This is a genomic window from Burkholderia sp. Bp8991, assembly GCF_003853795.1.
Lineage (GTDB): Bacteria > Pseudomonadota > Gammaproteobacteria > Burkholderiales > Burkholderiaceae > Burkholderia.
In genome coordinates this window covers 25559-40200 of record NZ_QTQJ01000035.1, presented here as the reverse complement: position 1 = coordinate 40200, position 14642 = coordinate 25559, and the positions used below count along the sequence as shown (strand labels likewise).

At 70.0% G+C, this 14642-nt stretch carries 14 protein-coding genes; 9 read left to right on the top strand and 5 right to left on the bottom strand.

The genetic code is table 11. The features are described 5' to 3' along the window. Positions 1-9: 9 nt before the first annotated feature. Positions 10-294: a hypothetical protein gene (locus DIE02_RS29395; protein ID WP_124486607.1), complete on the bottom strand. Its 285-nt coding sequence runs from the start codon at positions 292-294 to the stop codon at positions 10-12. A 559-nt stretch (positions 295-853) separates the two neighbouring features. Here DIE02_RS29395 and DIE02_RS29390 point away from each other — a divergent pair. The 3 genes from DIE02_RS29390 to DIE02_RS29380 are packed head-to-tail and all read left to right on the top strand — an operon-like array spanning position 854 to position 4850. Continuing rightward, on the top strand, positions 854-1609 hold the full coding sequence (locus DIE02_RS29390) for a (2Fe-2S)-binding protein (RefSeq protein WP_124486606.1): 756 nt from the start codon (positions 854-856) through the stop codon (positions 1607-1609). A gap of 17 nt (positions 1610-1626) precedes the next feature. Continuing rightward, complete coding sequence (locus DIE02_RS29385) at positions 1627-2628, top strand: xanthine dehydrogenase family protein subunit M (RefSeq protein ID WP_124486605.1); 1002 nt, start codon at positions 1627-1629, stop codon at positions 2626-2628. After that, positions 2625-4850, top strand: coding sequence for a xanthine dehydrogenase family protein molybdopterin-binding subunit (locus tag DIE02_RS29380; protein WP_124530059.1), 2226 nt, complete (start codon positions 2625-2627; stop codon positions 4848-4850). Before DIE02_RS29385 ends, DIE02_RS29380 begins: the two co-directional genes overlap by 4 nt. Positions 4851-4865: 15 nt before the next feature. On the opposite strand, the gene DIE02_RS29375 is transcribed toward DIE02_RS29380, so the two are convergent. Beyond that, a complete protein-coding gene (locus DIE02_RS29375; RefSeq protein WP_124486603.1) occupies positions 4866-5786 on the bottom strand; it encodes a LysR substrate-binding domain-containing protein in 921 nt (306 codons plus the stop codon). 111 nt (positions 5787-5897) lie between these two features. On the opposite strand from DIE02_RS29375, the gene DIE02_RS29370 reads away from it, so the two are divergent. Together DIE02_RS29370 and DIE02_RS29365 are read left to right on the top strand one after the other, a co-directional pair. Then, entirely contained in the window at positions 5898-6536 is a 639-nt protein-coding gene (locus DIE02_RS29370; protein WP_124486602.1) for a glutathione S-transferase family protein, read from the top strand. Between the two features lie 305 nt (positions 6537-6841). Next, on the top strand, positions 6842-9043 hold the full coding sequence (locus DIE02_RS29365) for a TonB-dependent siderophore receptor (RefSeq protein ID WP_124486601.1): 2202 nt from the start codon (positions 6842-6844) through the stop codon (positions 9041-9043). 55 nt (positions 9044-9098) lie between these two features. Here DIE02_RS29365 and DIE02_RS29360 read toward each other — a convergent pair whose 3' ends face one another. Continuing rightward, positions 9099-10373, bottom strand: a complete 1275-nt coding sequence (locus DIE02_RS29360; RefSeq protein ID WP_124486600.1) for an MFS transporter — start codon at positions 10371-10373, stop codon at positions 9099-9101. A gap of 107 nt (positions 10374-10480) precedes the next feature. On the opposite strand from DIE02_RS29360, the gene DIE02_RS29355 reads away from it, so the two are divergent. The 3 genes from DIE02_RS29355 to DIE02_RS29345 all read left to right on the top strand — a co-directional run bounded on the left by DIE02_RS29355 (position 10481) and on the right by DIE02_RS29345 (position 12228). Further along, the gene (locus DIE02_RS29355; protein ID WP_124486599.1) at positions 10481-11524 is read left to right on the top strand and encodes a LysR substrate-binding domain-containing protein; all 1044 of its coding nucleotides are present in this window, start codon (positions 10481-10483) and stop codon (positions 11522-11524) included. A gap of 96 nt (positions 11525-11620) precedes the next feature. Beyond that, positions 11621-11848 carry a type II toxin-antitoxin system Phd/YefM family antitoxin gene (locus tag DIE02_RS29350; protein ID WP_124486598.1) on the top strand — a complete coding sequence of 76 codons (228 nt, stop codon included), beginning with the start codon at positions 11621-11623 and terminating at the stop codon, positions 11846-11848. After that, positions 11848-12228, top strand: coding sequence for a type II toxin-antitoxin system VapC family toxin (locus DIE02_RS29345; RefSeq protein ID WP_014895868.1), 381 nt, complete (start codon positions 11848-11850; stop codon positions 12226-12228). Before DIE02_RS29350 ends, DIE02_RS29345 begins: the two co-directional genes overlap by 1 nt. 21 nt (positions 12229-12249) lie before the next feature. On the opposite strand, the gene dapA is transcribed toward DIE02_RS29345, so the two are convergent. Then, on the bottom strand, positions 12250-13143 hold the full coding sequence (dapA, locus tag DIE02_RS29340) for a 4-hydroxy-tetrahydrodipicolinate synthase (protein ID WP_124486597.1): 894 nt from the start codon (positions 13141-13143) through the stop codon (positions 12250-12252). A gap of 139 nt (positions 13144-13282) precedes the next feature. Next, a complete protein-coding gene (locus DIE02_RS29335) occupies positions 13283-13480 on the bottom strand; it encodes a hypothetical protein (protein WP_221622563.1) in 198 nt (65 codons plus the stop codon). 116 nt (positions 13481-13596) lie between these two features. Between DIE02_RS29335 and DIE02_RS29330 the strand changes: the two genes are divergently transcribed. Then, entirely contained in the window at positions 13597-14616 is a 1020-nt protein-coding gene (locus tag DIE02_RS29330) for a sulfate ABC transporter substrate-binding protein (protein WP_044846167.1), read from the top strand. Positions 14617-14642 lie beyond the last annotated feature (26 nt).

Here is a 14642-nt window from a genome sequence, read left to right as displayed (position 1 = left end):
ACGGCGGGATCAGTGCGGCGACGACGCGGCGATGGCGGACGCGCCCGCGTTCGTCGCGGGCTTCGCGTCGTCGTCATCGTCGGGCGGGTAGTGGACGACGGGCGGCGCGAGCGGCGCGGCATCGGACGCGGCGGCTTTCGCGCCCGCGCCGCTGTTGAACGCGCTCGCGGCGCCGGACGATGCGCCGGCCTGTTGCGAGGCGTCGGTCGCGTGCGCGTCGTGCGGCGCGTCGTCGCTGCAGGCGGCGGCGAATGCGGCGGCACATAGAACGACGACGAGGGCAACACGACGCATCACTTCTCTCCTGGCAGGCGGATCGGGAAACGTTTTCGAGTATGCCGGTGCGATGCGACGATTCGGTGAATCGTTTGCGACCGGCGCGTGATCGCGAACGGCTTTCGTGATGCTGACCATATGCTTTCACAGCCGCGGAGCCGGGTCGACCCGCAGAATTTTCATGGCGGATGTAGTGGCCGCGCGCATTTACACGCGCGTGCAACGCGACGAACCATGCACGCGATGCGACGTGTCGCGCACGGCGTTGCGGACGCCTTTGGCCAGCGTCGGTCGATGTGTCGCCCGCGCCACTGCCGAATGCGTGTTTTTTACCGCATCGACAGCCGACGGTCAGCCACGCGCCAGCGTAGCGGCACGCACGTGACAGGAGCGGTAACCGATACCTGCGTGCGGTCCGTTCGCAACGCATGAACGCAATCTGCCCGGCGCAGGCGAAGACCCGTGTCGGCTTGCGGCACCGGAATTGCTCGCAGCGCCGATGCACGCGCTGTCCCGCGCGGCCAACCGGGCACGGGCGGCGTATCCGCATCCATCAACCAGGGAGCGAGCAGAAGCCATGTCCAGCGATCGACCCATCCCCCCGTCCACCGGGCCCGCGAGCGATGCTGCCCCGTCGCCGCTCGCGGCCGGCCATGCGGCGTCGCCGCCGTTACCGCACGATACGCCCTCCAGCGCCGCACGGCGCCGCTTTCTGCAATCGGCGGCGGCGGCCGCGACCGTCGGCGCCGCATCGCACGTTCATCCGCAGCAGCCGCACACGACATTCACGCCTGCGGCGACACATCGCGATACGGTCCCGGCGCAGCCCGTGCGGCTCGACATCAACGGGCGCGAATACACGCTGCAGCTCGAACCGCGCGTCACGCTGCTCGACGCGCTGCGCGAATACGCGGGCCTCACCGGCACGAAGAAGGGCTGCGACCGCGGGCAATGCGGCGCGTGCACGGTGCTCGTCGACGGGCGGCGCATCAACGCGTGCCTGACGCTCGCGGTGATGCACGAAGGCGAGCGGATCACGACCGTCGAGGGGCTCGCGCGCGGCGGCGTGCTGAGCCCGATGCAGCGTGCGTTCGTCGATCACGATGCATTCCAGTGCGGCTACTGCACGCCCGGCCAGCTGTGTTCTGCGACCGCGCTGCTCGACGAGTTTTCGGCGGGCGCGGCGAGCGCCGTCACCGACGACGTGCGACGCCGGCCCGCACAACTGTCGGACGACGAGATCCGCGAGCGCATGAGCGGCAATCTGTGCCGCTGCGGTGCGTACCCGAACATCGTCGCCGCCGTGCGCGCCGCGCACGCGGCGAACGGCTAGCGCGGGAGGACCCGGCCATGGAAGCGATCTCCTACGAACGGGCAACCGACGTCGCGGGCGCCGTGCGGGCGGCGCAGCGGCCGGGCGCGGCCTTCATCGGCGGCGGCACGAACCTGCTGGACCTGATGAAGGGCGGCGTCGCGCGGCCCGTCACGCTCATCGACATCACGCGCATCGCGGGCCTCGATACGGTCGACGCGTTGCCGGATGGCGGACTGCGTATCGGTGCGCTCGTGCGCAACAGCGATGCGGCCGCTCATCCGCGTATCCGCGCGGACTATCCGCTGCTGTCGCAGGCGCTGCTCGCCGGCGCGTCCGCGCAATTGCGCAACATGGCGACCGTCGGCGGCAACCTGATGCAGCGCACGCGCTGCCCGTATTTCTACGATCCCGCGTTCGCGCAATGCAACAAGCGCGAGCCGGGCAGCGGCTGCGCGGCGATCGGCGGGCACAACCGGATGCACGCGATTCTCGGCGCCAGCCAGCAGTGCGTCGCGGTGAACCCGTCGGACATGAGCGTCGCGCTCGCGGCGCTCGACGCGGTCGTACAGGTGAGCGGCCCACGCGGCGCGCGGCAGATTCCGTTCGCGTCGTTTCACCGGTTGCCCGGCGATCGGCCCGACCTCGACACGACGCTCGAACCGGGCGAACTGATTACGTCGGTGGATCTGCCGCCGCCGCGCTTTGCGGACCATGCGCACTACCTGAAGGTGCGCGACCGCGCGAGTTACGCGTTCGCGCTGGTCGCGGTGGCCGCTGCGTTGCGGCTGGACGGTGCGCAGGTGACGGAGGCGCGCATCGCGCTCGGCGGCGTGGCGCACAAGCCGCTGCGTGCGACGGCCGCGGAACGGCATCTCGTCGGCCGCGCGCCGACCGATGCGGCGCTGCGCGAGGCGGCTGCGCTCGCGTTGCGCGACGCGCGGCCGCTCGACGGCAATCGATTCAAGGTCGCGCTCGCGCAGCGCGCGATCGTCCGTGCGGTGCATGCGGCCGCTGGCACGACGGGAGATGCGGCATGAACACGGTGACCGGACAGCCGCTCGACCGTGTCGACGGCGTACTCAAAGTGACGGGCGGCGCGCGCTATGCGGCCGAATTCGCCGATACGCGCCTCGCGCACGCGGTGCTCGTGACGAGCACGATCGCAGCGGGGCGCATCGAATCGATTGACGCGGCACGCGCACGCGCGATGCCCGGCGTGCTGTTCGTGATGACGCACGAGAACGCGATGCGGTTGCCCAACGGCGGCCGCACGCCGCTGTCGCCGCCGGCCGGGCGCCGGCTCACGCTGTTGCAGGACGACACGGTGCGCTACAGCAACGAACCTGTCGCGGTCGTCGTCGCCGAAACGCTCGAGCAGGCGACCGACGCCGCGAATGCGGTGCAGGTGCGCTATCGCGCGAGCGATGCCACGCTCGATTTCGCGCGCGCGAAGCGCGGCGCGCGCGTGCCGCCGAAGCAGCAGGGGCGCGCGATGGACACGCAGCGCGGCGACGTCGATGCAGGCCTGCGCGAGGGCGCGGTGCGCATCGACGCCACCTACACGACGCCGATGCAGCATCACAACCCGCTCGAGCCGCACGCGACGATGGCGCACTGGGATGGCCCGACGCTTACGGTGCACGACGCGACGCAGGGCGTGTCGGGCGCCAGCACGGCGGTGGCCGCGGTGTTCGGCATCGCGCCGGAGCAGGTGCGCGTGATCTCGCCGTTCCTCGGCGGCGGCTTCGGCTGCAAGGGATCGTCGTGGTCGCACGTGTCGTTGTGCGCGATGGCCGCGCGCCAGGTGGGCCGCCCGGTGCGCCTTGCGCTGACGCGGCCGCAGATGTTCGGCCCGGTCGGCGGCCGCCCGTTCACCGAGCAGCGCGTCGTGCTGGCCGCGCGCGCCGACGGCACGCTGACCGCGCTGCGCCACGACTCGATCGTCACCACGTCGACGTTCGAGGACTGGACGGAGATGTGCGGGATGCCGTCGCGGATCATGTATGCGGTGCCGAACCAGGCGACCACGCACCGGATCGTGTCGCTGAACGTCGGCACGCCGACGTTCATGCGCGCGCCCGGCGAGGCGTCCGGTTCGTTCGCGCTGGAATCGGCGATGGACGAGCTCGCGTGGCGGCTCGGCATGGATCCGGTCGCGCTGCGGCTCGCGAATTACGCGGAAGTCGATCCGGAGGACGGCAAGCCGTGGTCGAGCAACAAGCTGCGCGAGTGCTACCAGGCCGGCGCGCAACGCTTCGGCTGGTCGCGGCGCACCGGCGGGCCGCGCACGATGCGCGACGGCGACACGCTGGTCGGTCTCGGGATGGCCGCCGCGACGTATCCGGCGAATCGCAGCGAGGCGTCTGCGCGTGCGCGCATCCTGCCGGACGGCACGGCCGAAGTCGCGTCGGGCACGCAGGACATCGGCACCGGCACCTACACGGTCATGACGCAGGTCGCGGCCGATGCGCTCGGCTTCGCGCTGCAGAACGTGCGCTTCGTGCTCGGCGATTCGAGCCTGCCGCGCGCGCCGGTGTCGGGCGGCTCGCAATCGGCGGCGAGCGTCGCGCCGGCCGTGCGCGACGCCGCGCTGCGGGCGCGCGCGATGCTGATCGCGCTGGCGATCGCCGATTCGGGCTCGCCACTGCACGGCGTCGCGGCGGACGACGTGACGGTCGACGACGGCTGGCTCGTGCATCGCGGCGAGCCGTCGCGGCGCGATCCGGCCGCCGCGGTGATCGCGCGCGCGGGCGGACGGCCGCTCGAAGCGCAGGCGACCGCGAAGCCGGGTGACGAGAAGTCGCGCTATGCATCTCATTCGTTCGGCGCGGTGTTCGCCGAAGTACACGTCGATGCCGAACTCGGCACGATCCGGGTGCCGCGCATCGTCGGCGTGTACAGCGTCGGCAGCCTGCTGAATGCGAAGACCGCACGCAGCCAGCTGATCGGCGGGATGGTGTGGGGGCTCGGCACCGCGCTCGAGGAAGGCTCGTTCCTCGACGTGCGGCATGGCCGCTTCACGAATGCGAACCTCGCCGAATATCACGTACCCGTGAATGCGGATATCGGCGATCTCGACGTGAGCTTCGTCGACGAGCACGACACGCATTTCAACCCGCTCGGCATCCGCGGCATCGGCGAAATAGGGATCACGGGCGTGCCGGCGGCGATCGCGAATGCGATCTATCACGCAACGGGCGTGCGCGTGCGCGATCTGCCGATCACGCTCGACAAGGTGGCGATGCCGACGCGCGCGTGAGCGTCAGCCGCAGCGTCAGCGGCGCGGCGTTCTGCGCCGCGCTTCGCTGCGCAGCCAGTCGAGCCACGTGCGGATCGCCGCTTCCTGCGGATGGCCGGGGCGCCATACGACGTAGTGCGCATACACGTCGGTCACGCGCACCGTCGATACGCGCACGAGCGTGCCGTCCGCGAGCTCGGGCTCGATCAGCGAGCGGCGCGCGAGTGCGACGCCGCGCCCTTTCAGCGTCGCGTCGATCAGCGCATTCGCATCGGTGAAACGCGGCGCGCGAGCGGATTCGGTGAGGTCGAGCCGCGCAGCCTGGAGCCACGGTTCCCATGGCTGCGCGGGATGGCGCAGCAACGTCGCGCGCACGAGATCGGCCGGCACGCGCGGCGCAATGCCGTCGCGATTGCGGTACGCGGGGCTCGCGACCGGGAAGATCGTCTCGTTCATCAGCTTTTCGGCGACGACGCCCGGCCAGCTGCCGGGCCCGTAGCGCAGCGCGACGTCGATGCGGTCGCGCTTGCGCAGCGGCGCGAGCGCCACGTCCGGGTGCAGCGCGATCGCGATGTGCGGATGCGCGGCCGTGAAGCGCGGCAGGCGTGGTGCGAGCCAGCGCTCGGCGACACTTGGCAGCACGCTGACGTTCAGCGTCACGTCGCAGGTACGCGGGCGGCTGCGTACGGCGAGCGCCGGCTCGAACGCGCGTTCGAGCACGCTCAGGCCCTGGCGCACCTGTAGCGCGAGCGCATGCGCGGCATGCGTTGGCGTTGCGCCGTTGCGTTCGCGCGTGAAGAGCGGGTAGCCGAGCTGCGCCTCGAGCGCGCGGATGTGCTGGCTGACGGCGCCTTGCGTGAGCGCAAGCGCATCGGCCGCGCGCGTGAAGCTCTGCAGCCGCACGGCGGCTTCGAACGCACGCAGCGTCTGGAGCGGGGGGAGGTGGATGCGTCGCATGCGGGTATTAGTAACACTAATGCTCAAGCACGACAATTCTTCGTTTGCCGCGCATCGGGATGCGTTCCTACACTCGGTTCCGTCTTCCACAGCGCCGTCGGGCCACACACCATGAACGCATATCGTCTCTATCTTTCGCCGGGCGCCTGCTCGCTAGCCGCTCATATCGCGCTGGAGGAAACCGGCGCGCCGTTCGACGTCGAGATCGTCTCGGTGCAGAAGCAGCAGAACCTCGCAGCGCCCTATCTGGCGATCAACGCGAAGGCGCGCGTGCCCGTGCTCGCGATTCCGGGCGAGCCGAGCGTGCTGACCGAAACGCCTGCGATCCTCACGTATCTCGCGCACCGCTATCCGGACGCGCAATTGCTGCCGCTCGGCGAACCGCTGCGCGAGGCGCGGTGTCATGAATGGCTCGCCTGGCTGGTCGGCTGGGTGCACGGCGTCGGCTACGGCGCGTTGTGGCGGCCGGGCCGCTTCATCGGCGATCCGGCGCTGCACGGCGCGGTCAGCGCACACGGGCGCGGCACGATCGAAGCCGCGAACGCTTCGATCGAGGCCACGCTCGCCGATGGCCGAACGTGGGCTGAACCGGGTGCGCATTCGATCGTCGATCCGTTCCTGTTGGTGCTGTATCGCTGGGGTGTCGCGATCGGACTCGACATGACGCAGCATGCGGCGTGGACAGCCCACGCGCAGCGCGAGGCCGAGCGGCCGGCCGCGCGGCGCGCGCTGGCGCGCGAGGCGGCCTGACGAATGCGCGGGCGCCGTGGGGCGTGCTGCGCCGCCCGCGTGTGACGAACGGCTGCCATTTCACGGTGCCGCGCATCGGTGGCGTGTACAGCGTCGGCGGCCTCCTGAACGCGAAGACCGCACGCAGCCAGCTGTCGCACGCTTCGTGCGAATGATCGAGACGCCACACTGTGTCATGCTGGCCTGCGCCATGCCCGCGTCGTTCGACGATTAATTCGGATCCCGAAGTTCGTACGTGTCCAATTGCCACGTCGACTCCATTTCTATTGAATGAGAACCATTCTCGTTAATGAGGTGGAGTGAACATGAGTCGTTGCATTCTGTCGAGCGCGACGCCGCCGCGTCGCGCGACCGCGTCCGTTGCGTTCGCGATGGTGACCTGTGCCGCCGCGCCTGCGTGCGCGGAAGAGGACGAGCCGCGCCACGCGCCGCACCTGAGCCCGATCTTCGTCCACGGCAATCGCGACGCCGGTACGCGCGTCGACCGGTCGGGTTCCGCCAAATACGCGACGCCGCTGCTCGACGTGCCGCAGACGATCACCGTCGTGCCACGCGCGGTGCTCGACGAACAGCAGGCGCTGAGCCTGCGCGACGCGCTGTCGAACGTCGCGGGCATCACGTTCAACGCGGGAGAAGGCGGCGGCGGGTCGGGCGACATGTTCAATATCCGCGGCTTCGGCGCGAACGCGAACCTGCAGCTCGACGGGTTGCGCGACAGTGCGCAGAACAATCGCAGCGACCTGTTCAACATCGAGGCGGTCGAGGTGATCAAGGGGCCGAACTCGGTATTCGGCGGCGCGGGCACGACGGGCGGCTCGGTGAACCTGATCAGCAAGACGCCGAAAGCCGGCGCGCTCACGGAGGCCGGCACGATGCTCGGTACGTCCGGCTACCGCCGCGTGACGCTCGATGCGAACCGGCCGGTGCCCGGCACCGAAGGCCGGGCCGCGTTCCGCCTGAACGCGATGGCGCATGTGAACGACGTGCCGGGCCGCAACGACATCCGCAAGCACCGCTGGGGCGTCGCGCCGTCGCTCGCGTTCGGCGTCGGCACGCCGACGCGCGTCACGCTCGGCTATTTTCACCAGTACGACAACAACCTGCCCGACTACGGGTTGCCTGCGCACAACGGCCAGGTGCTGGCGGGCATGTCGCGTGACCGCTATTTCGGCTGGCGCAATCTGGATCGCGAACGGATCGCTGCGGATGCCGTCACCGTGAAGGCCGAGCACGACGTGTCGTCCGGCCTGAAGGTGCAGAACCTGAGCCGCTACGCGCACCTGAATCGCGATACGGTGATTTCGGGAGCGCGCGTGAGCCTGGAAGGGCTGCCGCCCGGGCGTTACAAGCCGGCCGGGCCGCAAGGCTACGGCCGCGACGCGTCGACCGCGATGTGGGCGAACCAGACTAACGTGACGAGCACGTTCACGACGTTCGGCGTCGGGCATACGCTCGTCACGGGCTTCGAGATCTCGCGCGAAACGTACGGCCGCACGACCTATTCGTACGGGCTCAACCGGTTCTACCCGGCCGACGGCTTTGCGCTCGCTGCGCCGCCCGGCGTGTGGCGCGGCCCGGCGCAGCGCGAGGACAGTGCCCGCCAGGACACCGCGCTGGTCGTGAAGGCGCTGTACGCGTTCGACACGATCTCGGTCGGCCGCTACTGGGACATCGACGTCGGGCTGCGGCACGACTGGATCGACGGCTGGGCGGAAGGGGCCGCGGCCGGCAAGCCCGCCGAGCGCGCGGACAGTTCCGACCGTCACCTGAGCACGCGCGCGGGGCTCGTGTTCAAGCCGACCGACAACGGTCGCGCGTATTTCGCGTACGGCACGTCGTTCAACCCGTCCGCCGAATTTCTCGCGACCTCCGGCTCCGGCGTGAGCGCGGCGACCGGTGCGCTCGCGCCCGAGAAGAACGAGAGTTTGGAGCTCGGCGCGAAATGGGAGGGGCTCGCGGGCGTCGCGCTGAACGGCGCGCTGTTCCAGACCGAAAAGAACAACGCACGCGAACGCATGGCCGACGGCAGCTACGCGCTCGTGGGCCGGCAGCGCGTTCGCGGCATCGAGCTCGGGGCCGCCGGCAAGGTGACGCCGCAATGGGACGTGTTCGCCAACTACACGTATCTCGCGAGCGTCACGCTCAGTTCACCGGCCACGCCGCGCCGCGACGGACAGGCGCTCGGCAACACGCCGCGGCACGCGTTCAACCTGTGGACGACCTATCGGTTGCCGGCCGGCTGGACGGTCGGCTACGGTTCGCACTTCGTCGGCCGGCGCAACGTGACGTCGCAAGGCGACGGCAAGCTCGGCGCGTACTGGGTGCACAGCCTGATGGCGTCGTACGACGTGAGCCGCAGGCTGCGCTTCCAGCTGAACGTCGACAACCTGTTCGATCGCGCCTATGTCGAACGTGTGCGGCAGGTGGCGGGAAACGCATCGCAATCGTCGGCCGTCGAGTTCGGCGACGGCCGCTCGGCGATGCTGTCGGCCGTGTACAAGTTCTGAATGCCGCGCCATGCGGTCGGCAGGACGGGCGTCGCCGCTGGCGCGCGCTTGCTGGCTAGCGGGCAAACAACGGGTACGTTGCCGCCGCGATCAGCGCGGTCGCGAGCCACACCACGCTCCACGAGCTGACGGCGAGCAGCGGCGGAATCGCGAGCGGCGTCGCGAACAGCCCGAGATAGACGACCGTGTTCGCCATCCCGAGGGCGGTGCCTGCGTGGTTCGCGCCCGCGAGCGTCGCGAGTTCGGTGTATGCGACGCCGTGCCAGGCCGACACGCAGATGCCGGCGAACACGAGGATCGCGACGATCGCGGCGAGCGGCACGTGCGGGCTGCCGACGGTCGCGGCCGCGAGCAGCGCGAACGATCCGGACGCGACGCAGACCGACCCGCGCAGGTACGCACGCCGGTTGCCGTGCCGGTCGGTATGGCGGCCGCTCCACACGCGCATCACCATCGCGCCCAACTGCAGCGCGACCATCGCCGCGCTGATGCCGGCGAGGCCGAGCCGGCCGAAATCGTGCAGGAACACGGTCGCGAACGTGAGTACCGCGAACTGCGGTGCACACAGCGCGCCGATGCCGAGCACGATGCGCCAGACGCGGCCGCTCGCGAGCGGACTGCGCGCGGGCGCGGCCGGCGATTGGTGCCCGACGGCGCGGTTCGCGTCGGCGGGCGCGGTGGCCGCCGCGTCGGGCGGTTCGTGCAGCCAGCGCCACGTGAGCGCGGCCGATCCGGCACACAGCAGCATCAGCGCGCCGTACACCGCGGCGAAGCCCGCATGCGACGCGAGCGACGGCAGCAGCGCCGCGCCGACGCCGCCGCCGAGCGGCACGGCCGTCTGGCGGATGCTCATCGCGAGCCCGCGTTCGCGCTCGCCGAACCAGCGCATCACCGCGCGTCCGCTCGAGCCGTTCACGCTGCCGCCGAGCAGGCCGACGCAGCCCATCGCCGCGACGACGCGCATGAGCGGCGGCACCGCGTGCGCGGCCGGGACGATCGTGGCCACCATCAGCGCCAGCATCGCGGCGGTCGCGACGAGGCCGGTGAGCAGTACGCGGCGATCGCCGAAGCGGTCGGCGGCGATCCCCCACGGCAGTTCGGACAGTGCGACGCCGAAGCCGAGCGCGCCGAGCACGAGGCCCAGCGCGCCGTTGTCGAGGTGATAGGCCGAGCGCATCCACACGGCGGTGGTCGGAATGCCCGCCGCGGCGGCGGAAAAGCTCATGTTCGCGGCGACGCCGGCCGCGAGCACGCGCCAGCGATGGGCCGGGCCGCGCGCGTCGCGCGCTGGCAAGGACGAGGACGGGGATGCTAGGCAGGAGGTATCCATGGCGACAGGGCCCGTGTGGAAATTGACATCGCCAGTGTGGCGGCCTACATTCATCCTGAAAATCGGAAAGTTTTTGATGAATCGTTCGATAAAACGGGATGATCGAGATGTCCGGACAAGACCCTGCCCACGGCGAGGTGTCGCTCGTGGCACCCGACGCCACGCTGGCCCGGCCGAACTTCGACGTCGCGGCGCTGCGCAGCCTGGTCGCGGGTGTGGATCTCGGCAGCTTCGCGAAGGCCGCCGATCGCGTCGCGCGTTCGTCGTCGGCGGTGAGTGCGCAGATCCGCAAGCTCGAGGAGCAGGCCGGCACGCCGCTGTTCGTGAAGGCCGGCCGCGGGCTCGCGCTGACCGACGCCGGCGACGCGATGCTGCGCTATGCGCGGCGGATGATCGAGCTGAACGACGAAGCGGCCGCGGCCGTGCGCGGCGTGAATCTCGACGGCTGGGTGCGGGTCGGCCTTCAGGAGGACTTCGGCGAAGCGATCCTGCCCGACGTGCTCGGGCGTTTCGCGCGTGCGCATCCGAAGGTGAGGATCGAGGCGCGCGTCGCGCGCAATGCCGAGTTGCTCGAGCGGCTCGACGCGAACCAGCTCGATCTCGCGCTCGTGTGGGGCGACCCGGCGTCGGCGGCGCTGGTGTCGCGCGCGGGCATCGACAGCGACGCGATCGCGCAGGTGCCGATGCAGTGGATCGCGGGTGGCGCGAGCGGTTTCGGCGTGCCGGACGCCGACGGACCGGCGGATGCGGTCGACGACGGCGCCGCGCGTCTGCGTGCGATGCGCGCATCGGGCGAGCCGTTGCCGCTCGTCGTGTTCGACCGGCCGTGCCGCTTCTTCGGCGCGGCGACCGATGCGCTCGACCGTGCGGGCGTGCCGTGGCGCGTCGCGTTCACGACGCCGAGCCTGGCCGGGCTGTGGGCGGCGGCGGCGGCCGGCCTCGGGCTGACCGTGCGCTCGCACTACGGGCTGCCCGCGTCGGTGCGTGTGCTCGACGCGGCGTCGTCCGGGCTGCCGGCACTGCCGGGCCTGCCGCTGATGCTGCTGCGGCGGACGTCGTCGGCGACGCCGACCGTCGAGCGGCTCGCGCGGATCGTCACGCAGGCGGTGCGGGACGCGACGCGAGGGGACGCGGGGGCGCTGGCGGCGTGATGGCGATCGACACGCCTGCGTCCGGCTGGGCGTTCGGCCTATTGGAGGGACGGGGCGAATGTCGTGACAATGGTGGATCACTCAACGGAGGCCATCATGCAAGTTGCCACTGTCCCGGAAGCCGCGCTCGATCTTCAGCGGCTTCTCGATGCCGCGATCGCCGGCGAACGCGTCGTGATCATGCAGGACGGCAAGCAGTCGGTCCGGCTCGTGCCGCTCAAGCCGATTCATCATTACGGGCTCCTCGAGGGGCAGATATGGATCGCGGACGACTTCGACGCACCGCTTCCCGATGATTTGCTGGATGCGTTCGAAGGAAAGTGATGCGGCTGCTATTCGATACGCACATCTTTCTCTGGATGTGGGCCAATGATCCGAAATTGAGCGCTCGCGCGCGCAATCTGATTGCCGAAGCCGACGAGGTGTTCATCAGCAGCGCGAGCATCTGGGAAGTCGCGATCAAGGCCGGGACGGGAAAGCTGGACGTGGATGTGGACCGGATGGTCGAAGCGATTGCGATGAGCCGATATCGGGAGCTGCCGGTTCGGGCCGCGCACGGCGCGGCCGTGCGCTATCTGCCCCACTACCATCGCGATCCGTTCGACCGCTTGCTGGTCGCGCAGGCCTGGTCCGAACCGATGCTGCTCATCACCGCCGACGGCCATCTCGCGCAGTATGGCGCGTCGCGGATTCTGACGGTCTGAAACAGTTTTCGGAGCGAAATCCTACGCTGCCGCGACCCCCTGCGCCGACGCCTCCAGCGCCGCGCACAGCTTGCCGAGCCTCTCCCGCAACCCCGCGCTCGCCGGCACGAACGGCAACCGCAGCCCGTCCTCGCACCACCCCTGCGCAGCCAGCACCGCCTTCACCGGCGCCGGATTCGGCTCGGCGAACAGCGCCGCGACGAGCGGCTGCAGCGCGACCGACAGCCGTCGCGCGTCGGCGAGCCGGCCGTCGCGCAGGAGCGCGTGGATGCGCACGTGCCATTCGGGCAGCACGTGCGCGCTGCTGGCGATCGCGCCATGCGCGCCGGCACACAGCGCGGCGAAGTTCTGGTTGTCGTCGCCGGAGAGGATCGCGAGCGGCGTCTCGTGCACGAGCCGGCTCATCCGGTCGAGCGTCCCGCCGCATTCCTTGATGCCCGCGACGCGCGGATCGCGCGCGAGCGCCTGCAGCGTCTCCAGTTCGACGTTCACGCCGGTGCGATACGGGATGTTGTAGACGAGGACCGGCAGGTCGGCCGCCTCGACGATCGCCTCAATGTGGCGGCGGATCCCGTCTTGCGTCGGCCGAACGTAGACGGGCGGCGTGACGAGCAGCCCGTCGGGCCGCAGCGCGGCGAGTTCGCGTGCGCGGGCGGCTGCGAAGTGCGTCGCGCTCGCGGTGAGGCCGACGACGATCGGCAGGTCGGGCACCGCATCGCGCAGCGTCGCGAACACGGCGTCCTGTTCGCGCGCGTCGAGCAGCACGCCTTCACCGGTCGTCGCGCCCGCGACGAACCCGGCGACGCCCGCCGCCGCATAGTGACGCGCGAGCCGCGCGAGCGCGCCGTGGTCGACCTCGCCGTCGTGGAACGGCGTGACGAGCGGCAGCCAGATACCTTCGAAACGTGTGTACATGCAAAGCCTCATGGTGGAAACGGAGTGGGAAGGAACCGTTCCGCCGGCGGGGTGCCGGAGCGAGGCGTGCGAGCAAGGAGAAAGAAACGACCTGCGGGCATCCCGTCCGGCATTCGCCTGACGGGACGCGACGCCCCCGTCAGTCGAGGTGTCGTTTTTTCAGTTTCAGCCCGGCCGCGCGCGCGCCTGCCGCGATGGCGGCAAGGATCGACGGCGAACGCGGGGCAACGGACATGGATGAACCGTGAAAGGGGCTGAACGGCGATCTTAACACCGGATCCGGCGCGTACGCGAGCGACGCGCCCCTGCTTAGCAGAATTCGAGATTTGCTTTCCACGACAGATTGGAAAGTGCGTCGCGCCCGGCCGTTAAAATGCCCGCTTACGTTTCGATGACAGCGCGTACGCGTGCCGTCACGCATATCCACCACCACTGGAAACGGGGCATATCACGATGGCAAGCATCAAGGGGATCGGCCGCTGGCTGCACACGGGCGCCGCGGCGGCGCTGGTCGTGGCGGCCACGGCCGCGCATGCGGACACGTCGATCCTGAACGTGTCGTACGACGTGACGCGCGAGCTGTACAAGGACATCAACACGAGCTTCGCCGCCGCCTACAAGCAGCAGACTGGTGAAACGGTGACGATCAAGCAGTCGCACGGCGCGTCGAGCGCGCAGGCGCTGTCGGTGTTGCAGGGGCTGCAGGCCGACGTCGTGACGATGAACCAGCCGAACGACATCGACCTGCTCGCCGAGCGCGGCCAGCTGCTGCCGAAGGACTGGCGCGCGCGCTTCCCCGACGGCAGCTCGCCGTACTCGACGACGATGGTGTTCCTCGTGCGCAAGGGCAATCCGAAGGCGATCAAGGACTGGAGCGATCTCGCGAAGCCGGGCGTGCAGGTGATCATCGCGAACCCGAAGACGTCGGGCAACGGCCGCTACGCGTACCTCGCCGCGTGGGGCTACCAGAAGCAGAAAGGCGCGACCGACCAGCAGGCGCTCGACTTCGAGAAGGCGATCTTCCGCAACGTGCCGGTGCTGGACTCGGGCGGCCGCGGCGCGACGACGACCTTCACGCAGCGCGGCATCGGCGACGTGCTCGTCACGTTCGAGAACGAAGTCGCGCTGATGGACACCGGCGCGTCGGGAGCGGAATTCGACGCCGTGTATCCGTCGGCGAGCATCCTCGCGGAGCCGCCCGTCGCCGTCGTCGACAAGGTCGTCGACAAGAAGGGCACGCGCAAGGTCGCGCAGGCGTATCTCGACTACCTGTACACGCCGCAGGCGCAGGAGATCATCGCGCAGCACCATCTGCGCCCGCGCGACGCGACCGTGCTGAAGAAGCATGCGGCCGAGTTCAAGCCGCTGAAGACGTTCAGCGTCGAGCAGGTTTTCGGCAGCTGGGCGAACGCGCAGAAGACCCACTTCGCCGACGGCGGCACGTTCGACCGCGTGATCGTCGACCGCAAGTAAGTTCGGCGGCAGGCGGCAAGCCCCAG